Annotated in this window: 21 protein-coding genes; 5 read left to right on the top strand and 16 right to left on the bottom strand. The window is 71.8% G+C overall.

From position 1 onward, the window contains the following. Positions 1-60: 60 nt before the first annotated feature. The 5 genes from FF096_RS18920 to FF096_RS18900 form a co-directional block, all read right to left on the bottom strand. The gene (locus tag FF096_RS18920) at positions 61-1,362 is read right to left on the bottom strand and encodes an NAD(P)/FAD-dependent oxidoreductase (RefSeq protein WP_155220316.1); all 1,302 of its coding nucleotides are present in this window, start codon (positions 1,360-1,362) and stop codon (positions 61-63) included. An 80-nt stretch (positions 1,363-1,442) separates the two neighbouring features. Then, positions 1,443-1,724: a DUF6510 family protein gene (locus FF096_RS18915; RefSeq protein WP_155220314.1), complete on the bottom strand. Its 282-nt coding sequence runs from the start codon at positions 1,722-1,724 to the stop codon at positions 1,443-1,445. Positions 1,725-1,736: 12 nt separating this feature from the next. Next, complete coding sequence (locus FF096_RS18910; protein WP_155220312.1) at positions 1,737-2,471, bottom strand: ferredoxin reductase; 735 nt, start codon at positions 2,469-2,471, stop codon at positions 1,737-1,739. Then, entirely contained in the window at positions 2,468-3,067 is a 600-nt protein-coding gene (locus tag FF096_RS18905; protein ID WP_309223576.1) for a sulfite oxidase-like oxidoreductase, read from the bottom strand. Before FF096_RS18905 ends, FF096_RS18910 begins: the two co-directional genes overlap by 4 nt. Positions 3,068-3,143: 76 nt before the next feature. Next, positions 3,144-4,157: a TerC/Alx family metal homeostasis membrane protein gene (locus FF096_RS18900; RefSeq protein WP_155220310.1), complete on the bottom strand. Its 1,014-nt coding sequence runs from the start codon at positions 4,155-4,157 to the stop codon at positions 3,144-3,146. A gap of 244 nt (positions 4,158-4,401) precedes the next feature. Here FF096_RS18900 and FF096_RS18895 point away from each other — a divergent pair, with 244 nt between their 5' ends. Continuing rightward, entirely contained in the window at positions 4,402-5,568 is a 1,167-nt protein-coding gene (locus FF096_RS18895; protein WP_309223575.1) for a CaiB/BaiF CoA-transferase family protein, read from the top strand. Here the strand turns inward: FF096_RS18895 and FF096_RS18890 are convergent. Then, positions 5,561-5,974: a DUF2267 domain-containing protein gene (locus FF096_RS18890; RefSeq protein ID WP_155220306.1), complete on the bottom strand. Its 414-nt coding sequence runs from the start codon at positions 5,972-5,974 to the stop codon at positions 5,561-5,563. The two genes, FF096_RS18895 and FF096_RS18890, sit on opposite strands and share 8 nt — an antisense overlap. A 155-nt stretch (positions 5,975-6,129) precedes the next feature. Here FF096_RS18890 and FF096_RS18885 point away from each other — a divergent pair, with 155 nt between their 5' ends. Continuing rightward, complete coding sequence (locus FF096_RS18885) at positions 6,130-6,402, top strand: DUF2795 domain-containing protein (protein ID WP_155220303.1); 273 nt, start codon at positions 6,130-6,132, stop codon at positions 6,400-6,402. Positions 6,403-6,722: 320 nt separating this feature from the next. Here the strand turns inward: FF096_RS18885 and FF096_RS18880 are convergent, their stop codons facing one another. Next, positions 6,723-7,673: a pirin family protein gene (locus FF096_RS18880; protein ID WP_155220417.1), complete on the bottom strand. Its 951-nt coding sequence runs from the start codon at positions 7,671-7,673 to the stop codon at positions 6,723-6,725. A 301-nt stretch (positions 7,674-7,974) separates the two neighbouring features. On the opposite strand from FF096_RS18880, the gene gdhA reads away from it, so the two are divergent. Next, positions 7,975-9,312: an NADP-specific glutamate dehydrogenase gene (gdhA, locus tag FF096_RS18875; protein WP_155220301.1), complete on the top strand. Its 1,338-nt coding sequence runs from the start codon at positions 7,975-7,977 to the stop codon at positions 9,310-9,312. 85 nt (positions 9,313-9,397) lie between these two features. Here the strand turns inward: gdhA and FF096_RS18870 are convergent, their stop codons facing one another. From FF096_RS18870 to FF096_RS18860, 3 genes are all read right to left on the bottom strand, one after another. Continuing rightward, a complete protein-coding gene (locus FF096_RS18870) occupies positions 9,398-10,024 on the bottom strand; it encodes a hypothetical protein (protein ID WP_155220299.1) in 627 nt (208 codons plus the stop codon). Positions 10,025-10,037: 13 nt separating this feature from the next. Then, positions 10,038-11,822, bottom strand: coding sequence for a DUF4012 domain-containing protein (locus FF096_RS18865; protein ID WP_309223573.1), 1,785 nt, complete (start codon positions 11,820-11,822; stop codon positions 10,038-10,040). Between the two features lie 80 nt (positions 11,823-11,902). Further along, on the bottom strand, positions 11,903-13,150 hold the full coding sequence (locus FF096_RS18860; protein WP_309223572.1) for a glycosyltransferase family 4 protein: 1,248 nt from the start codon (positions 13,148-13,150) through the stop codon (positions 11,903-11,905). Between the two features lie 162 nt (positions 13,151-13,312). Between FF096_RS18860 and FF096_RS18855 the strand changes: the two genes are divergently transcribed. Further along, positions 13,313-13,867 carry a low molecular weight phosphatase family protein gene (locus FF096_RS18855; protein ID WP_155220295.1) on the top strand — a complete coding sequence of 185 codons (555 nt, stop codon included), beginning with the start codon at positions 13,313-13,315 and terminating at the stop codon, positions 13,865-13,867. Here the strand turns inward: FF096_RS18855 and FF096_RS18850 are convergent. Then, the gene (locus FF096_RS18850; RefSeq protein ID WP_155220293.1) at positions 13,848-15,314 is read right to left on the bottom strand and encodes a polysaccharide biosynthesis tyrosine autokinase; all 1,467 of its coding nucleotides are present in this window, start codon (positions 15,312-15,314) and stop codon (positions 13,848-13,850) included. The two genes, FF096_RS18855 and FF096_RS18850, sit on opposite strands and share 20 nt — an antisense overlap. Before the next feature lie 363 nt (positions 15,315-15,677). Here FF096_RS18850 and nhaA point away from each other — a divergent pair, with 363 nt between their 5' ends. After that, positions 15,678-17,009, top strand: coding sequence for a Na+/H+ antiporter NhaA (nhaA, locus tag FF096_RS18845; RefSeq protein WP_309223571.1), 1,332 nt, complete (start codon positions 15,678-15,680; stop codon positions 17,007-17,009). Between the two features lie 7 nt (positions 17,010-17,016). On the opposite strand, the gene FF096_RS18840 is transcribed toward nhaA, so the two are convergent. The 5 genes from FF096_RS18840 to egtC form a co-directional block, all read right to left on the bottom strand. After that, positions 17,017-17,307 (bottom strand): DUF1622 domain-containing protein, encoded by a 291-nt coding sequence (locus FF096_RS18840; protein WP_196222577.1) that lies wholly within the window; start codon positions 17,305-17,307, stop codon positions 17,017-17,019. Further along, positions 17,307-17,654, bottom strand: a complete 348-nt coding sequence (locus tag FF096_RS18835; protein WP_309223570.1) for a DUF1622 domain-containing protein — start codon at positions 17,652-17,654, stop codon at positions 17,307-17,309. The genes FF096_RS18840 and FF096_RS18835 overlap by 1 nt, the downstream gene beginning before the upstream one ends. Before the next feature lie 76 nt (positions 17,655-17,730). Then, positions 17,731-18,318 carry a TMEM165/GDT1 family protein gene (locus FF096_RS18830; protein WP_155220291.1) on the bottom strand — a complete coding sequence of 196 codons (588 nt, stop codon included), beginning with the start codon at positions 18,316-18,318 and terminating at the stop codon, positions 17,731-17,733. A 240-nt stretch (positions 18,319-18,558) separates the two neighbouring features. Continuing rightward, positions 18,559-19,524 carry an L-histidine N(alpha)-methyltransferase gene (gene egtD / locus FF096_RS18825; protein WP_155220289.1) on the bottom strand — a complete coding sequence of 322 codons (966 nt, stop codon included), beginning with the start codon at positions 19,522-19,524 and terminating at the stop codon, positions 18,559-18,561. Positions 19,525-19,589: 65 nt separating this feature from the next. Next, on the bottom strand, positions 19,590-20,336 hold the full coding sequence (gene egtC, locus FF096_RS18820) for an ergothioneine biosynthesis protein EgtC (protein ID WP_155220287.1): 747 nt from the start codon (positions 20,334-20,336) through the stop codon (positions 19,590-19,592). Between the last annotated feature and the right edge of the window lie 18 nt (positions 20,337-20,354).

The following is a 20,354-nucleotide window of genomic DNA, read 5'->3' as shown; positions in this document are numbered from 1 at the left end:
GGCGCGGCGCCCACGACCGCACGAACCCGCGTGCCGACGCGGGCGAGGGGCCACCCGAGGTCAGTGGACCCGCGCCGGCATCTCGGGTGACGAGCTCTCCAGCGGTACGGCGGCAGCGGAGATCAGTCCGAGTTGTGCCGCCGACCGGGGCAACGCCGCGTCGAGGACCCAGTCGGCACTCACCCGGGCCCGGTTGCCGGGCATCGCGAGCAGGTGGTAGCCACGGGTCACCGCCTTGGCGGGCAGGCCGGACAGCGGCACCTTCAGCGGGTTCGCCGCCGCCTGCTTGCCGCCGAGGTCCACCACCCAACCGAGGTCGTGGTGCTTGTACGGCCGACGACGTCCCTGCCCGTACGAGGCGGCGATGTTGTGCGCGGCCAGCTTGCCCTGCCGCTGCGCGTGCTGGGCCGTCATGGTGCAGATCTCGCCGGGGCGGGTCAGATCGGGCACCGCGGCGGCGTCACCGCAGGCGTAGACCTCGGGGAACCCGGGGACGTTGAGGTACTCGTCGACGACCAGCCGCCCCTTCTCGGTCCGCAGACCCAGTTCCGCCACGAACGGGTCAGGTCGTACGCCCACGCACCAGACCAGCGAACAGGTGGGCACGTACTCGCCGTCGGTGAGCTTGACCCCGTCGGAGGTGGCGACCGCGACCGAGGTGCCCATCCGCACGTCCACCCCACGGCGACGCAACACCCGGTCCGCGGTGACCGACATCCGACGGTCCAGCTCCGGCAGCACCCGGGGGGCGACGTCCAGCAGCATCCACCGGGGTCGGACCTTGAGATGGGGGCGCTGGGCCGCGAGTTCGTCGGTGAACAGGATGCCGTGCGCGGCCACCTCGGTGCCGGTGTAGCCGGCTCCGACCACCACGAACGTGGCCCGTGCCTGCTGCTCGGCCGGATCCTCGGCCTGCTCGGCCAACTCGATCTGCCGGACCACGTGGTCGTGCAGGTAGAGCGCCTCGGGCAGGCCACGGAAGCCGTGGGCGTACTCGGTCACGCCGGGGATCGGCAGCAGCTTGTTCACGCTGCCGACGGCCAGGACCAGCCGGTCGTACGCCAGCCGGTTGCGCTCGCCCTCCGGCTGGGTGAAGCCGACCCACCGGTTCTGCAAATCGACGCTGTCCGCCTCACCGATGACCACCCGTACGCCGTCCAGCGTGCCGGCCAGCGGCACCGCGATCCGGCCCGGCTCCACCACCCCGGCCGCCACCTCCGGCAGCAGCGGTAGGTACAGGAAATAGTCGGTCGAGTTCAGCAGGACGATCTCGGCTCGGCCGCGGGCCAGCCGACTCAACGTCTTCGCCGCGTGGTACCCGGCGAACCCGGCCCCCACGATCACCACACGAGGCTTCGTCATTTCGGCCCGGTTCCCGCCGTACGTGCCGACAAACGTCGTCCGCCCAGTCGATCGGGCCGTGGGCCCCGAGCGGCCTACCGTCAGCGTGGCCGGTCGAGCGGCATCGGGAACTCAAGGACGGTGGCTCCGCGCAGGTCCAGCCAGGCCCGGTCCGGGGCACGGACCAGCCGTAGCATCACCTCGAGGCAGGTCGGGCAGCGACCCACCAGGCCGGGCGCGTACGGGTAGACCCGCAGCGCCGCCATCGGGCCGGGGGTGCCGCAGTGGGCGCATCGGCCGGTGGCGGTGCTCAGGTCGACCGCGAACACCTCCCCCAACGGGCCGTCGAGCATGTTGCCGTCCACATAGGGCAGCGCGGTCATCCGCGTCTCCTCTCAGCCGGTCGGGCCGAAGCGTTCGGTGCGGATCCGGCGCGCCGGGTGGCCCAGGCCGACGAGCAGGTCGGAGACGGCCTCCACGAACCCTGTCGGTCCGCACACGTACACCGACGGCTCCAGCTCCGGCGGCCAGCCGTGCGTGTTGACGTCGGCGAGGCCGAGCCGGTGGGGTTCGCCGCGCCACCCGTCGGGCGTCCGCCGGGTGTAGACGTACGCCACGTCGAGCCCGGCGTCGTCGCGTACCCGTCGCCGCAGTTCGTCGGGGTATAAGGCGTCGTCGGGGGTGCGTACGGAGTAGATCAGCCGGAACGGAACCCGGCTCCCGGCCGCCCGACGGGCCCTGATCATGGCCATCAGCGGCACCACCCCCGATCCACCGGCGACGAGCAGCACCGGCTCGGTCTGCTGAGGCCGCCAGACGAACCAGCCGCCGATCGGCCCGCGTACCTCGACCGGGTCACCCACGCGGTAGTCGTCGACCAGGAACGGCGACACCTCGCCGTCGGTCACCCGCTGGACGCACACCTCGATCCGGTCGCCGTCGGCGGAGTCGGCCAGCGAGTACGACCGGGCGGCCTGGTAGCCGTCCGGCGCGGTGAGCCGGATGTCGACGTGCTGGCCGGGCAGGTGGGTCGGCCAGCCCGGCACCTCCAGCACCAGGGTACGCGCGGTCGGCGTCTCGGCCCGGTGGTCCACCAACCGGGCCGCGCGCCAGCTCGTCCGACCGCTCAATCGCCCTGGTACCGCTGCTCACGCCACGGGTCGCCGTAGTCGTGGTAGCCGGCGGTCTCCCAGAAGCCGGGGGTGTCCTCGACGGTGAGGCGGAGGCCGCGCACCCACTTGGCGGACTTCCAGAAGTAGAGGTGGGGTACGAGCAGGCGGGCCGGCCCACCGTGCTCGGCCGGCAGGTCCTCGCCGTCGTAGGTGTGCACCAACCAGGCCTGCCGGTCGCGCAGGTCCGCCAACGGCAGGTTGGTGGTGTAGCCGCCGTAGGAGTGGGCCAGGGCGTAGTCGGCGGCGGTGTCCACGCCGTCGAGCAGCGTGTCCAGGCAGACGCCCCGCCAGGTGGTGCCGAGCTTCGACCAGCGGGTGACGCAGTGGATGTCGACGGTCGGTGTCTGCTGCGGCAGCGCCATCATCTCGTCCCAGCTCCACCGGTGCTCCGTACCCGTCTCGGTGCTGATCACGAACTCCCACTGGTCACGTGGCACCCGTGGGGTCGGGCCGGCGGAGAGCACCGGGAAGTCCGGCGTCAGATACTGGCCGGGAGGCAGATCCGGTGCCTCGGCGCGGGGTCGACCCGTGAAGCCCGGCGTGACGATACCCACCGCTCAGTCCTACCACGGCGATCACCGGGCCCGGGTCGGTTCGACCCACCCGGGCGGCCCGTGCGGTCCGGAGGACTCACTTCCGCTCGGTGACGACCTCTTTGGAGCCCGGCACCACGTTGCGGGTCGCCCGCAGGCTGGTGATGGTGACCACGGTCAGCACCACGACGATGACCCCGAGGGAGATCTCGGTAGGGATCAACGGCACGCCCTCCCAGATGCCGTGCGCCCAGTGCAGACCGAGCTTGACGCCGATGAAGGCCAGGATGATCGCCAGACCGTAGGTGAGGTGGACCAGGCGGCTCAGCGCCGCGTGCAGCACGAAGTACAGCGCCCGCAGGCCGAGCAGGGCGAAGGCGTTGGTGGCGAAGACGAGGTACGGGTCCTCGGTGATGCCGTACACGGCCGGCACCGAGTCGACGGCGAAGACCACGTCGGTGGCGAGCACCGCCACCACCACCAGCGCGAGCGGGGTGAGCGCCCGCCGCCCGTCGACCCGCACCGTCATCTTGGTGCCGTGGTACTCGTTGACCACCGGCATGAAGCGGCGCAGCAGACGCACCGAACGCATGGTGCCGATGTCCACCGACTGCTCGTGTCCGGTGAACGCGTCGCGGAGCAGCTTTGCGGCGGTGAACAGCAGGATCAGCGCGAAGATCAGGAAGGCGAAGTCCAGGGTCTGCAGGGCTGCCGCGCCGAGGGCGATGAAGATGCCGCGCAGCACCAACGCTCCGGTGATGCCGAACAGCAGCACCCGTTGGGCCAGCACGGACGGCACCGCGAAGGCCGCCAGCAGCAGCATGAAGACGAAGAGGTTGTCGACCGACAGCGACTTCTCGACGAGATAACCCGCGAGGTAGTCGATGCCCTCCTGCCGCCCGTACTGGGACCAGACCCAGGCGCCGAAGGCCAGCGGCAGGGCTATGTAGAAGGCCGACCAGCCCAGCGCTTCCTTGAGTGACACCTCGTGCGGGCGACGCGTGACCACGAAGTCGAGCACCAGCAGGGCGACGACCCCGGCGAGGGTGATCGCCCAGAGCGAGGGCGTGCCGATGGTCTGCAGACCAGCCGCGAGCGACAAATCGGACATAGGGGGGCCTCCTCGAACACCGTGTCATGTTCGAGGTCTCCTTCACCCACGATTTCGTGGGCAACCACCCGAGGCACGCTCCGGGCGCGCCGTACTGACCGGCATGGTTCGTAGGAAGTACTCCCCTCGTGGTGACAAGGTTAGGGCAGCCCGATCCCGCCCGCCATGCGGGGCGTCGCGGTACCGGATGCCGCAGGTCACAGCCCCGGAAAGCAGCACCACGGCAAGCGCCTATCGTGACCGGGTGAGCGCAGACCTGCCGACCGGCCCGCTGGCCGGCGTACGCGTGGTGGAGCTGGCCGGGATCGGACCGGGGCCGTTCGCCGCCATGATGCTGGCCGACCTGGGAGCCGACGTGATCCGGGTCGACCGGGCCACCGAGGTGGACACCAGCGCCTTCGGCACCCCGCACCCCGACCTGCTCAACCGGGGACGCCGCTCGATCGGGGTGGACCTGAAGTCGGCCGAGGGGCGCGAGGTGGTGCTGGCCCTGGTCGGCGGCGCCGACGCCCTCATCGAGGGGTTCCGGCCCGGGGTCACCGAGCGGCTCGGTGTCGGCCCGGCCGACTGCCACGCGGTCAACCCGGCGCTGGTCTACGGCCGGATGACCGGATGGGGTCAGGACGGCCCGAACGCCCCGTACGCCGGGCACGACATCGACTACCTGGCGCTGACCGGCGCGTTGCACGGCATCGGCCGCGCCGGTGAGCCGCCGGTGCCACCGATGAACCTGCTCGGCGACTTCGGTGGCGGCGGCATGATGCTCGCGCTGGGTGTCGTCTCCGCGCTGTACGCGGTGCGCGGCGGGGCCACCGGCCAGGTCGTCGACGCCGCCATCGTGGACGGTGTCGCCGTGCTCAGCACCCAGATCCACGCGCTGCGCCAGCTCGGCATGTGGCAGGAACCGCGCGGGGTCAACCTGCTCGACGGGGGCGCCCCGTTCTACGACACCTACGAGTGCGCCGACGGGCGCTACCTCGCCGTGGGCGCGTTGGAGCCGCGCTTCTACGACGAACTGGTCCGGCTCACCGGGTTCCCGCTCCCCCCGGACGAGCCGGTCGACCGGACCGACCCGGCGAACTGGCCGGCGTTGCGGGCGGCCTGGGCGCGCCTGTTCCGCACCCGGACCCGCGACGAGTGGGCGGCGCTGCTCACCACCTCCGACGCCTGCGTCGCGCCGGTGCTGGACTGGCGGGAGGCACCGGAGCACCCGCACCTGGCCGCCCGGGAGACCTTCGTGCTCCGCGACGGCGTCGTCCAGCCGGCGCCGGCGCCTCGGTTCTCCGCCACCCCGACCGCGATCCGCCGGCCACCCCCGTGGCCGGGCGAGCACACCGACGAGATCCTCGCCGAGATCGGCTTCGACCAGGACCGGATCACCCGGCTCCGGGCGACGGCGGCGGTCAGGTAGCGCGGCGCAGCGTCGCCCCGGGCGCCAGGGCGGGCTCGACCATGTCGCGGTAGTCGCGGGGCAGCTGGACCACCAACTCGTCGAACTCTCCGCCGGTCACCGCCTCCCGCAGCGTGATGAAGACCGCACGGGCCGCGTCCCGGGCGGCCCGCTCCTCGATCCCGGCGCGCAGGGCCACCCGGGCGACGAACTCGGCCGCGCCGAACCGCTGTGCCGCCTCGGTGTCCGGTGTGGGACGCAGCGGCAGCCGCAGCGGGGCGGGCAGTTGTACGGCCAGGTCGAGCACCTCGCCACCGGTCAGCCGCTCGGCCAGCGTCTCCAGCGTCGCCCGGATCAGCTCCACCGCCCGCGACGACGACGTCCCGGCGCGCTGGGCGACCTGGTCGACGAAGGTGTCGTAGTTCATCGGCCATCCCCTCCGGCCGGCGCTTACCCACCCGACCTGCGGGGAAAACGGCGGCCGCCGGCGGTTTTTCCCACCGGACCCGAGTGCGTGAGCGGCCCCGGGTCGGGTATCCGCGCCCGGTCGTGGCCGGATCGAAGCCGGGAGGAGCCGACACCATGGCGAGTTACGCCGACGTCCTGCAATACCTGTCCAGCCTGGACTACCCCGCGGGCAAGGACGAGGTGGTACGCGAGGCCGAACGCGAAGGGGCCCCGCCAGACGTGTTGCAGGCCCTACGCGCGCTGCCTCCGGTGGATTACGCCAACGGCAACCAGGTGGCCCGTTCGGCCGGCATCGACGCGGCTGACGGGATCACCGATTCGCAGCGCGCCGCCCAGGCACGCGACAAGCGTCACCAACGGGTGTCACAGCATCTGCGTGGCATCTGAGCCGTACCGGGCCGGCCCGTCGGATCGGGCGGGCGCACCCGGGGGGCCGATGCAGGGGGGCGCCCCGACCACGAACCGCAGCCGGGGGCGCCCCTGCGTAACCGCCTGCCCTGGCGGCGGAACGCCCGAACCGGGTCGCGACCACCAGGCGGCGACAGCCACCCGCACCGGGCGACTGCTGTTACTGCGGCGAGTTTACCGCACGCCATCAGCCGAACGGACAGTGGGTGCCGTCGAACGGTTTCATCCGCCGCCTCGGGCGTCCGAACCTCCTCCGGCGCGACCCCGTCAGGGCACCGGCCAGGGCCGGTGCGCAGGCGCTAGTCGTGGAAGCCGCCGGTGCGGTCACGGGCCTTGAGCCGGACGGTGGGCAGGGCCGGTGCGGGCAGCGGTGGGTCCGGGTCGTTGGCGACCACTCCGAACCGCCGTCCGGCCATCCAGTCCTCCCGGGCGGCGACGATCTCCTCGTGGTCACGGCCGACGAAGTTCCACCACATCACCAGCGGCTCCTCGAAGGGCGCGCCGCCGAGCAGCATCAACCGGCTGCCGGGCGTGCCGCGCAGCCGCAGCGCCTCCCGCCCGGTGCCGAGCCAGAGCAGCGTCCCGGGGGTCAGCGGCAGGCCGTCGACCTCGCCGGTGCCGTCGAGGGCCAACAACGCGTACTCGAAGTCGGGCCGCAGCGGCAGCCCGGCCTCGGTGGCGACGAGTTCCAGTTGGGCGCCGAGCAACGGGGTGTACACCTGGGCCGGTGAGCGTTCCCCGGCGAGTTCCCCGACCAGCAGGGTGACGTCCAGGTCCGCATCGCGCCACCGGGGCAACTCCGCGTGGTGGACGAAGTCGGGCGCACCGCCACGGGCCTCGTCCGGCAACGCCACCCACAGCTGCACCCCGTGCATCAGGGGTGGGTGCGCCGCCGGTGAGCGTTCGGAGTGGGCGATGCCGTGGCCCGAGGTCATCACGTTGAGCTGACCGGGGCGGATCGGCTGCTTGTTGCCGAGGCTGTCCCGGTGCAGGATCTCGCCGTCGAGCAGCCAGGTCACGGTCTGCAGACCGGTGTGCGGGTGCGGGGGCACCTCCATGCCGGGGCGTTCGGCCACGTCGTCGGGTCCGAAATGGTCGACGAAGCACCACGCGCCGACCATCCGGCGGGTGCGCTGCGGCAGCAACCGGCGCACCGTGGTGTAGCGGCCCAGCGGCACGTCGTGACCGGGCAACAGCACACTGCCCGGGTCGGCGGTCGCCACACCTGGCGGACGGGTCTCGGCAGGCATCGTCTCGGCACGCTCCACGGCTCGACTCTACGCCCGCTCCGGGCACCCGCCCGCCGGTCGGCGAGCCGACCCGGCCCTGTCCGTTCTGCACCGATCCGGCCATCGGCATCCCTTCGACGGCCACGTGAGAGCAGACGGCACCACGGGCCACCGGACCCGACGCCGGATTCGACTGCACGTTGGTCCACCCGGGCGCGATGAACCGGAACAAGGTGGGGAACCGTGTTCCGGGGGGTCGACGCAGGTCGTCGCCAGGGTCCGGCAACGGCGCCGGCCCTGAACCGGAAAGGACGTGTCGGTGATGCCGGAGACAGTCGAGTCGGTGTTCGCGAGCGTGGTCGCCCGCAATCCGGGCGAGCCCGAGTTCCACCAGGCCGTACGGGAGGTGCTGGAGAGCATCGGACCGGCGCTGGCCCGGCACCCGGAGTACGCCGAGGCCCAGATCATCGAACGGATCTGCGAACCGGAACGACAGGTCATCTTCCGGGTGCCCTGGGAGGACGACCGGGGTCGGATCCAGGTCAACCGGGGTTTCCGGGTCGAGTTCAACAGCGCTCTCGGCCCGTTCAAGGGTGGCCTCCGCTTCCACCCCTCGGTGTACCTGGGCATCGTCAAGTTCCTCGGCTTCGAGCAGATCTTCAAGAACGCGCTGACCGGGCTCGCGATCGGCGCCGGCAAGGGCGGCGCGGACTTCGATCCCAAGGGCCGCTCGGACCGGGAGGTGATGCGCTTCTGCCAGAGCTTCATGATCGAGCTGTACCGGCACATCGGCGAGCACACCGACGTGCCGGCCGGCGACATCGGGGTGGGCGGCCGGGAGATCGGCTACCTGTTCGGCCAGTACAAACGGATCACCAACCGGTACGAGTCGGGTGTCCTGACCGGCAAGGGCCTGGCCTACGGCGGCGCGCAGGTACGCACCGAGGCCACCGGGTACGGCGCGGTGTTCTTCGCCGAGGAGATGCTGCGGCAGACCGGGGACGGCCTCGACGGCAGGCGGGTGGTGGTCTCCGGCTCCGGCAACGTGGCCATCTACGCGATCGAGAAGGTCCACCAGCTCGGCGGCAGGGTGGTGGCGTGTTCCGACTCCGCTGGTTACCTGCTCGACGAGAAAGGCGTCAACCTCGACGTGTTGCGGGAGCTGAAGGAACAGCGACGCGGCCGGCTCGCCGACTACGTGGCCGAGGTCCCGCACGCGGTGAGCGTCCCCGGCCGGACCCCCTGGGAGGTGCCGTGCGACCTGGCCCTGCCCTGCGCGACCCAGAACGAGATCGGTGGCGCGGAGGCCGCCCAGTTGGTCGCCGGGGGTTGCACCGCGGTGGTGGAGGGGGCGAACATGCCGACCACGCCCGAGGCGGTACGCATCCTCGGGCGGGCCGGCGTGCGGTTCGCGCCCGGCAAGGCGGCCAACGCCGGTGGTGTGGCGGTCAGTGCTCTGGAGATGCAGCAGAACGCCAGCCGCCAGTCGTGGACGTTCGCGGAGTCGGAACGGCGGTTGCAGGAGACGATGCGGGACATTCACGCCCGCTGCTGGGCCACCGCGGAGGAGTACGGCCTGCCGGGCGACTACGTGGCGGGCGCGAACATCAGCGGCTTCCGCCGGGTCGCCGAGGCGATGCTGGCGCACGGCCTGGTGTAGGGGCTGGACAGACAGGTACCGGTGCCCGTCGCCGAGCGGCGGGCACCGGTACCTGTCTTCTCCGGGCCCTGCCCGGAATGGTGGATCAGTTGGCGCCACCCGCACCGAAGCGGTTCCGCCGCCGCCAGGCGAGCGTGCCGAGCAGCAGGACGGCACCGGCGGCGACCAGCCCGCCGCCGACCTTCATCGGCGTGTCGAGGCTGCTGCCGGTGACCGGCAGGTGCGGCTTCTTCTTGTGCAGCACCCGCAGCTCGCTCGTGGCGGTACGCCCGGACTCCCGGCCGGTGGCGGTGAAGGTGAGCAGGCCCGTCACCGACGGCGTGTACCGCCGGGTGAAGACACCCTGCGCGTTCGTCCGAGCGGTGAAGCTCAACGGCGCGCCGGCCTGGAAGGCCACGGGCGTCATCGCGACCGTGCTGCCGTCGCTGCGACGCGCCGTACCGGCGGCCGGTGCGGCCAACGGCGTCACCGAGACGACGATGTCCACCGTCTCGTTAGGCCCGAAGTTGCGGCCCGTCAGGATGACCGTCTCACCGAGGAAGATGGTGGGTCGGTTCACCGTCAGCGAGGCGAGCACCGGCGGATAGGGCGGTGGCTGGGGCGTACCGTCGACAGATGGCGCCGGCTGCGGCTGGGCCGCCCCCGCCGCGGTCGGCACGGCCACCACGGCCAGACCGACCGTGAGCGCCATGATGATGCGGGAAAGCCGCATGGTTCGTTCCCTCCTACTGAGAACAGCTTGGTGCGGTAACAACATGGGTGGTCCATGGGGTGGCGGTCGGGGTCAGCCACAGCTCAGCCGTCCCGCTCTCCGTCTTCCCGGTCAGCAGCGAGATCTCCAACGTGCGAGTCCCGCCCGGTCCGATCTCGACGTTCACGACGGCGACCTGACGTCGCCGCTCGGTGCCGTTGCCCACCGAGGTCTCGGCACCGTCGAGACGGGTGTCGAGCACCGCCCCGCCGGCCGGGGCGTACACCGACACGAGTGTCCGGACGGTGTAGGGATCCCCGGCCCGGCCGAGGCCGAGAACCGACTCGCTGAGCCCCGAGGCCGGTGCGGTGGACCGGAGCGTCACCCGCAGGTTCAGCTCCCGACGGCCGTCGGCGTGACAGTCACCGACCGTGAGGTCAGCGGACTGTCGCAGGTAGTAGCCGAGCTTCGCGCCGCTGCCGTCGTTGAGGAACACGCCGACCGTCGGCACGGTGTCCGTCTCCGGGAGCGTCCCGGCCATCCGACTGTCGTCGAACGTCCGCTGTTCCTCCGGTCGGGCACTCCAGAACAGTATCCGACGTTCTCGTATAGAGCGGTCAAATGCGGACAACAACCCATTCGGGTGCACGTTCCTCGCGAAGAGGGTGTCGAACACCGCGGCCGCCGCCGCCGCGAAGAAGGTGTCCTGCTCCTTCGGGCTCATCCGCTGGTAGGCGTCGCTGAGCAGGGTCTGGACCGCGTTCTCGGCACTCAGCGCCACCCCACCCGGCGTCCGCACCGGGCCGGTCGCCTTCAGCAGGTACGACAGCACCACCGGATCGACGGCCAGGACGCCGTCGACCGTCTCCCCGCTGTGCCGGCGGTACATCTCCCGGTACAGCGACGCGGCCGTCGGGAAGTGCGGACTGAGGTTGACGTCGGCCGGGTAGATGCCGGGCAGTTCCCCCCACAGGGCACGCACCTCGGCGGGAACCTTCAGCGGATCGGTGAACCGGCCGAAGCTCGAGCTGCTGCCCTGGGCGCCCATCTTCACCCGACCCTTGTTGGCCTCGATGACGGCGTACGCGCCGAACATGCCGCCGGTCGCGCGCAGCTCGGCGGAGTTCTGCGACACCAGCAGGTACGTGCGCGCCCCGTCGACGCCGAGCAGCGGCGGCAGCAGTTTGCTGGCCTTGTTCGCCGCCGAGGTCATCGCGGCCAGCCGGTCGATCTCGCCGCGCAGGTCCGCCAACGCCTGCCGGACCTGCCCGACCAGGCGGTCGTCCGGGACCTCGACCAGCCGCGCGCGGGTCTGCTGCACCGTGTCGTGCACCGCGACCAGCTCGTCGGCGACGGCGCGCAGGCCGGTCAGGTCCAGCCGACCCTCCTGCGGCACCAGTCCGCCGAGGTCGACCCGGAGCAGCGCGGGGAACGCCTGGCGGGCCAGGTCGTCGATGGCGATGGCGATCTGCCGGATCGCGGTGAGGTTCGCCCCGGCGATCGGGGTCTGCCGGCCCAGCCACCAGCCGGGGTCGCCGGTGGCCCGGCGCGCCGCGCCGGCCTGCTCCTGCAACGCGGCGAGGGTCCGCTGGGCGCGGGCGGTGTCGCCACCGACCAGGTGGGCGCTCAACTCACCGGCGAGGCCGGCGGCGTTGACCAGGTGGGCGCGGGCCTGCCAGCCCCGGAAACCGACCCAGCCACCGAGACCCAGCAGCAGCGAGCCGACCACCAACGTGGTCAGCAGGATGCGACGCAGCCGCGCGCGCCGGCGACGGCGGGAACGGCTACGCCGCCGTCGAGGGCTTTCGCTCTCCGTCACATCTCACCTCTTCCGAAAACGGACAGAAGACCACATTGTTCTTAACACCTAACGGACAAATTGGTGCGGTAATAACGACATCAGGCGTTATGAAAGGTTCGTTCACCATTTGCGTCACGTCCGGTCGCGGCGACCTCCCGTAACAGCCCTTCGATCCGGTCCACACCCGACGGCAGCGACATGTCCCGCAGGTACGCCTCCCGGCCCCGCCGCCCCATCTCGACCCGCGTCGGCGCGGGGATCTGCGCCGCCAGCCAGAACCGGTCGGCCAGGCTGGCCCAGTCCTCGGGCGGACAGGACAGACCGGCCCGAGCCCGCTCGACCAGCAGCGCGGTGTCCCCGCCGGCCGAGGCGACCACCGGTGCGCCACAGGACAGGGCGGCCTGGAGCTTGTCCGGCACGCTGCCACGCAGCTGCGGCAGATCGCGCACCGTCACCAGTTGGTAGTCCGCGGCGGCGTACAGCTCGGGCATGTCCAGCGGGGACCGCCGGTCCACGAACCGGACGTTGTCGGCGCGCAGCTCGGCGGCGAGCCCGCGCACCCGTCGCTCGTCGGGGCCCGAGCCGACCAGGACCAGGTCCACCGTGTCACCCAGCGTCGCCGCCGCCCGTACCGCCGTGTCCAGTCCCTGCCGTGCCCCGATGGTGCCGGCGTGCATCACCACACACCGCTCGTCGCGGCGGACCAGCCGGCGTGCGGCCGGGCTGGCCGACGCCGGGCGGAAGATCCGTTCGTCGGTCCAGTTCAGCACCACCCGGATCCGCTCCGGGTCGACCCCGTCGGCCACCAGCGTGTCCCGCAGGGAGGGTGCGGTCACCGCGATCCGACCGGCGGCCCGGTAGGTACGCACCATGGCCGACCGCACCCGCTCCGCCCACCGGCCGTCGTCGGCGGAGTCGGGAACCTGCTCGGCCCAGACGTCCGGCACGTGCAACACCAGCGGCACCGGGCCGAGCAGCCGCAGCAGGGCCGCCGAGGCGAACGCGGCGGCCGGCGGCTGGTGCACGTACAGCACGTCGACACCCGCCAGGAACCGGCGACCGACCAGCGCCGCGCTGCCGGCGAAGGAGAGCCAGGAGGCCATCCGGGCACGTACGGTCGCGTCGGCGGCGCTGTACCGGGGCACCCGACGCACGGTCAGCCCCCGGCTGCGGGTCTCGTGGTGCCAGCGTTGCCGCCAGCCGGGGTAGATGTGCCCGCCCGGATAGTCGGGGAAGCCGGTGAGCACCCGTACCTCGTGGCCCCGCGCGGCCAACTCCTCGGCGAGGCTGCCGGGGATGAACGCGGGCTCGGGCGGAAAGTGGAACGTCAGGATCCCGATTCGCACCGGGACACCCCCGTCCCCGACCAGTGGTTCGGCGTGCCGCCCGGGACCGTGGCGGCGACTACTGCGTACGATCTCGACAACCCCTCACGGGTCGGACGCCGTCGGCGACCGCCCTTCGTCGCGGCGCCGCCGCCCGCGACCGCGTCGTCCAGGGGGTTCCACATGCTCAGCGGGTTGTTGTTCGTCTGCCACGCGAACCTGTGCCGGTCGCCGATGGCCGAGTTCCGCGCGCGTAGCCTGCTCGCCGGAGCGCCGGTGACGGTGGCCAGCGCCGGCACCGACGCCGTCGAGGGGCTGGCGATGCATCCGTACGCGGCGGCGATCGCCGCGGAGACCGGCGACGATCCGACGTCGTTCCGCAGCCGGCGGCTGCTGCCGGAACACCTCACCGACGCGGTGCTGGTGTTGACCGCCACCCGGCGCCAGCGCTCGATCTGCACCGCGCTGGCGCCGGCGGCGCTGCACCGGACGTTCACCCTGCGCCAGTTCGGCCGGCTCGCGACGGCGGCCGAACCACCGCCGGACGAGCAGGACGATCCGGTGCGGGCCGCGGTGGCCGCCGCCGCCCTGGCCCGGGGGCGGTTGCAGCCCGCCCCCGGGGACGACGACGACCTACGAGACCCGGTCGGGGGCACCCCAGAGGACTTCCGACGCTGCGCGGAGGAGATCGAGCGGGCGCTGCGCCCTCTGGCGACGCTCATCGGGACAGCCGGGTGAGTTCCTGGGTGTGGTCGCTCACCTCGCCGGCGCGGGCCCGCTCGGCGTGCCGGCCGGTCCGGCTCGCGTCGGTCGGGACCGACTGGGCACCGGTGGCGGCTGCCACCACCCGGTAGGCCTCGTACTGGTACGCCTCGGTCTTGGGTACCCGGGCCATGTTGAGCACACAGCCGAGCAACCGCACCGAGACCGAGTGCAGCGCCCGCGCGGCAGCGGCCACCTGGGCCCGCGAGGTACGCCCCTGCTGGGTGACCAGCAGCGCACCGTCGGCCTGCACCGCGACCACCACGCCGTCGGTGACCGCGAGCAGCGGCGCGGTGTCGATGATCACGATGTCCGCGGACTCGCGCAGGGCCAGCAGTAGGTCGGACATCGCCTTCGACCCGAGCAGCTCGCTGGGGTTGGGCGGGGCTGAACCGCTGGGCAGGACGAGCAGCGACTTGTCTCCCCAACGCTGGACCACGTCGCCCACCTGCACGTCGCCGACGAGCACGTCGGTCAGCCCGACCCCCTGGTCGATGCCCAGGTAGTCGCCCACCTTCGGGCGGCGCAGGTCGGCGTCGACCAGCAGCACCCGCCAGCCCGCCTCGGCCAGGGCGATCGCCAGGTTGCACGACAGCGTGGTCTTGCCCTCGCCCTGGAGGGCGCTGGTCACCGCGATGACCCGGGCCGGCTCGTGCACGTCGACGAAACGCAGGTTCGTCCTGAGCTTGCGGACCGCCTCGGCCCGTGCCGAGGTGGTGGCGTCACCGACGATCAACGGAGCCGAGCGGGCACTGGCGTCGATCGGGATCTCACCGAGCAGCGGGCTGCCGGTCACCCGTTGCAGGCCGGCCGCGTCGCGCAACCGCACGTCGGCCATGCCCCGCAGGATCGCCAGACCGACGCCGGCCAGCAGGCCGAGCAGGGCACCGATCATGGTGTTGCGGACCGGCTGCGGCGACACCGGCGTCGGGGTCACCCGTGGACCGCTCACCACCTCGATCTTGATCGGCCCGGGGCTGCCGTCCGGTCGCGTCTCGACCTTCTGCACCAGCTCGACGAACTTCGCCGAGAGCGCCTCGGTCACCCGCAACGCCCGGGTCTGGTCGGTGTCGGTCACCGACGCCCGCAGCAGCACGGTGCCGGTCTCGGTGGAGGTGCTGACCCGGCGTTGGATCTCCTCGGCGGTCAGCCCGAGCTGGTTGTCGGCCACCGCCGCCTGGGCCAGCCGGTCGCTGGTCAGCAGTTCCGCGTAGGACTTCACCCGTTGCTGGAGGAAGAGCCCACCCTGGTAGGCGTCGGTGACGCCCTGGCTCGGCGTGGTGACGAAGAAGGTCACCGAGGCGACGTAGCGCGGCTGGGCCCGCACGGTGACCAGCGCGGTGACGCCCAGCGCCACCATGAAGGTGACCAGGACGATCCACCAGTGCCGGCGTACCAGGCGTAGTTGGCGGTACAGGTCCATCAGGCGGGCCTCCGTACCGGGCCGGTAACGCCAAAGAACTTCACGAAAACCCCCAAGGTCGACTCAATCTCGTGAAACCATTAAAGCGGCTCATGCGGCTTATGTCCGGAGTTAGGTATTTTCTTAATGGCGGATCGCGCCCGCAGTGACCAACCGGGCCGACGGTCCGTCGGAATCGCTCCGGCCCGGAAAAAATTGCGCTGTCCCCACCGAGCGCTCCTGTGACTCGTCCCGCGGCGAACAGGTCGCGTCGCCGCACTCGCAACGACTGCCAGCAGTGGGTAGAGTCCCGGCATTGGTGTGCCGGGAAGCCTGGTCGGCGCTGATGTGCGTTGCCCTTCGATCGACGAGGCGGAGCCACCCGTGACCGACCAGACCCCACGCCCAGCAGGCCGCGGCGTAGGCCGCCTCTTCAGGCGTACCTCCTGGTCGGAGGCGCGTTTCCTGGCCGACGTACTACGCACGGAGACCGTCGGTGGCGCCCTGCTACTCCTCGGCGCCGTGATCGCGCTGGTCTGGGCCAACTCCCCCTGGGGCGACTCCTACGCGGAACTGGGGCGGTGGGTGCCGTTCTCCGGCGGCGCGGCATTGCATCTCGACCTCGACCTCGCCACCTGGGCCGCCGACGGACTGCTGGCGATCTTCTTCTTCGTCGTCGGCCTGGAACTCAAACGCGAGTTCGTCGCCGGTGAACTGCGTGATCCACGACGGGCGGCGCTACCGGTGGTGGCGGCGGTCTGCGGTATGGCCGCCCCGGCACTGATCTTCGTGGCCGTCACCCTCGCCGGTGGTGGAAACGGCCTGCGCGGCTGGGCGATCCCGACCGCGACCGACATCGCGTTCGCGCTGGCCGTGCTGGCCGTGATCGGGGCCTACCTGCCGCAGGGGCTACGGGCCTTCCTGCTCACCCTGGCCGTGGTCGACGACCTGCTGGCGATCACCGTCATCGCGATCTTCTATACCGACGACTTCAGCCTGCTCCCACTGCTCGGCGCCCTGGCCCCGATCGCCCTGTTCGGTCTGCTGGTGCAGCGCCGCCGCACCTGGTGGTGGGCGCTCATCCCACTCGCCGTGGCCGCCTGGACCCTGGTGCACGCCTCCGGGGTGCACGCCACGGTGGCCGGCGTCCTGCTGGGCTTCACCGTGCCCGTGCTCGCCCGCCCACACCGCGACGGTCGCCGTCCGATGCCCGGTCTCGCCGAACGTCTGGAGCACGTGTGGCGGCCCGTCTCCGCCGGCTTCGTGGTGCCGATCTTCGCGTTCTTCGCCGCCGGGGTGTCGCTGCGCGGGGCGGACCTCGGTGCCATCGTCACCGACCCGATCGTTCTCGGCATCGTGCTCGGCCTCGTCGTCGGCAAGTGCGTCGGTGTCCTCGGCTCCACCTTCCTGCTCGCCCGGTTCACCCGGGCCCGCCTGGACGACGACATCAGCTGGTCCGACCTGTTCGGCCTGTCGTTGCTGGCCGGTATCGGTTTCACCGTGTCGCTGCTCATCGGCGAACTGGCCTTCGGCTCCGAGAGCACCGACGGAGCCAACGTCAAGGCGGCCGTGCTGGCCGGCTCGTTGATCTCGGCGCTGCTGGCCACCATCGTGCTGCGGCGACGCAACCGGATCTACCGGGCGATCGCCATCAAGGAACAACTCGATCTCGACCAGGACGGGGTACCGGACGTCTACCAGAAATCTGGCGTCTGACCGCCGCTCACGCCTCGGCCGCCCGGCCGGCCCGCTCGGCCGGGCGGCCGGCATCCGGCGACCACCGCCGAAAATCCTCGATCAGGGTGGTACGCACCAACAGGCGCACCGCCACGATCGCCACCAGGACGACGATCTCGGTCCAGGTCTGGTTCCCGGTCAACCGCACCAGACCGGCCGCGAGCAGCAGGTCGAGCAGCACCCCCAGGGCCGTCGCGCGGGAGCCGGTGGCCAGCAGCACCACCATCGCGGCGAGCACGGCCAGCGCCGTGATGACGGCGGCCACGAGCGTCCCCATCAACGCTCGACCTGCCGCTTCTCGTGCTCGATCTCCCGACCCAGCACGTAGTTCAGCACCGTCCGGATGGCGGCGATGGCCGCCAGCTGACCGATCTGCGCGAAGGTCGGCGAGAGCGCGGTACGCAGGATGTCCGCCGCGAGCTGGAACTCCAGACCCAGGGTGAGGAAGCGCCCCAGGGACAGCCGGATCCGGGTGAACACCGCGGCGTCGTGGTGGCGCACCCCGTCGACCACGAACCGCAGCGCGGCCAGGGCCGCACCGATGGCGATGACGAGCGCGCCCAGGATCTCCACCGCGGTCACCAGCAGGTGGTGGCCCTGCTGGAGGATCACCTCGACGTCCACCCCGGCGCCTTACCCGGCCAGCAGCCGGGTAGTCGACGCCGGGGCCCACGGGCACCGCAACGCGCGGCCGTCGGGCTCAGCGCAGCTGGTTCACCGCGTCGAGGATCAGCCACCCGCCGCTGATGGCGAAGAGGACGGCCGCGCCGTACCTGATGGTTCGTTCGGGCAGCTTCCGGCCGAGCAGCCGGCCCGCGACGATGGCCAGCGCGTCCGCCGCGACCATGCCGACCGTCGAACCGAGCCAGGTGCCGAACCAGCCGTACTGGGTGGCCAGGGTGATCGTCGCGAGCATCGTCTTGTCACCCAACTCGGCGAGGAAGAAGGCGACACCGACGGTGATCACGGCCGATCTGCCGCCCCGAGCGGCTCGGCGCTCGTCCTCCTCGGTGAGCCGGTCGCCACGCAGCGTCCATGCGCCGAACCCGAGGAAGGCGACACCCGCCAGCAGCGAGATCCAACCGGTCGGCAGTGCCGCGCCGAGGCCGTGACCGATCGCCACCGAGGCGAGGTGCACCACGGCGGTGGCCACGGTGATGCCGATCAGCACCGGCATCGTGCGGTATCGGGTGGCGAAGGCCAGCGCCATGAGCTGGGACTTGTCTCCCAGCTCGGCGACGAAGATGACGCCGAAGCTGATCACCAGCGCGGCGAGGAACCCGTCCATGATGTCCTTCCCGGATCAGGCCGGGAGGAGGTGTGGGGACGCCCTCGACCCGGCTGCGACAGCCTGGTCGAAGGTCTCGCCCGCCTCGTCGGAACGAGGCCGGGTGGCCGGATGCACGAGGCACCAGTATGTCGACCACGACGTTATGGGCTACTCCCCTTCGCTGCACCCAGCCTAGCCGATCGCCCCCGAGGCATCACCGGGGCCCGGCGAGGACGGGCGTCGGCCGGGTCAGCCCGCTCACTCGGCACGGGCGAGGGTCACCCCGAACAGACCACCCGGGTCGGTCCAGAACCGCTCGGTACGCAGACCCGCCACGGCCAACTCGTCGGCGATGCCCTCCGGGCGGAACTTCGCCGACACCTCGGTCCGCAGGTCCTCCCCGGCGGCGAAGTCGACCTCCAGGTCGAGCACCCGCACCCGCATGGGGCGCTCCGCCCGCAGCCGCATCTCGATCCACTCGTGCTCCGGATTCCAGCGCGCGACATGGTCGAACGCGGCCGGATCGAAGTCGGCGTCGAGTTCCCGGTTGAGCACCCGCAGCACGTTCCGGTTGAACTCGGCGGTCACGCCAGCCGCGTCGTCGTACGCGGGCACCATCACCGCCGGATCCTTGACCAGGTCGGTGCCGACCAGCAGCCAGTCACCCACCTCCAGCGCGGCCCGCATCCCGGTGAGGAACTCCGCCCGTTCGACCGGCAGCAGGTTGCCGATCGTGCCGCCGAGGAAGATGACCAGCCGCCGCCCGCCGGTCGGCAGCTGCGCCAAGTGGCGGGTGAAGTCCCCGACGATGCCACGTACCCGCAGCCCCGGGTAGTCGGCGGCGAGGGCGGCGGTGGACGCGGCGAGCGCGCTGGTCGACACGTCCAGCGGCACGAACGTCCCGAGCCCGCCGCGTCGGGTGAAGGCGTCCAGCAGCAGGCGGGTCTTCTCCGAGGACCCGGAGCCCAGCTCGATGAGCGTCTTCGCGCCGGTCAACTCGGCGATCTGGGTGGCCTGCTCGGCCAGGACGGCCCGCTCGGCCCGGGTCGGGTAGTACTCCGGCAGGCGGGTGATCTCGTCGAACAGCTCGCTGCCCCGGGAGTCGTAGAACCACTTCGGCGGCAGCCACTTCGCCGAGGCGGTCAGCCCGACGCGGACGTCCCGCCGCAGGCTGTGCTGGATGTCCTGGTCGTCGAGGTGGATCTCCAGTGGCTCGGCGCCCATCTACTGTCCCCTTTCGTCGGGTGTGGCTGGTGTGTCCGGATCCGGGCGGGCCGTGGCGCGGCGGCTCACCACGCCGCCAGGTCCCGCTGGCGTACCTCGGTCGCGCTGGCCTGGACGAGTTGCCCCTCGGTCACCGCGCGCCAACCCGGGCCGTCGTCGTGTGGTTCGGAGACCAGCAGCACCGACGTCGGCGTGACCCGCATCGACAGCGCGTGCCCGGCCGCGCTGGCCACCACCGTGTGCCCGTCGGTCAGCAGCAGGTTGAGCCGTGATCCGGGCGCCGCCGCGGCGACCGAGGTCACCGTCTCGGCGACCGCCCGCGCCGGTGCGACACCGGCGCGCAACCGGTGCCGGACCAGCGCCCACAGCAACGCCGAGTCGGTCGACGCGTCGAGCGTGAGCAGGTCCCGTACGGGTAGCTCGGCGGCGAGCGGGACCATCGAGTCGGGCCAGCCCCGCACCACGCCGTTGTGGCTGAACAGCCACCGCCCCTCGGCGAACGGCGCGGCGGCGGCGTCGACGATCGCCATGCCGACCGTGGCCGAGCGGACGGCGGCCAGCACCGCGCCCGCCGAGGTGACCGCCGCCAGCTCGGCGATGGTCGGGTCGCTCCAGATCGGCTGTGCCCGGCGGTACCGCACCGGCGCGGCACCGTCCGGGTACCACCCGATGCCGAAACCGTCGGCGTTGATGGTCCCGCCGCCGCGCATGTCGCGGGGTGCCCAGGACTGACGGAACAGGGAGTACGGCGGATCGAACAGCAGCTCCCGCAGGGTCAGCGGCGGGCCCAGGTAGGCCAGGTGCCGGCACATCAGCCGACCTGCCGGAAC

It is taken from the genome of Micromonospora sp. CP22 (genome assembly GCF_009712475.1).
In the GTDB taxonomy this organism is placed as follows: Bacteria; Actinomycetota; Actinomycetes; order Mycobacteriales; family Micromonosporaceae; genus Micromonospora.
Note: the sequence above shows the minus strand (reverse complement) of the source record. Positions and strands in the feature narration are given on the sequence as shown.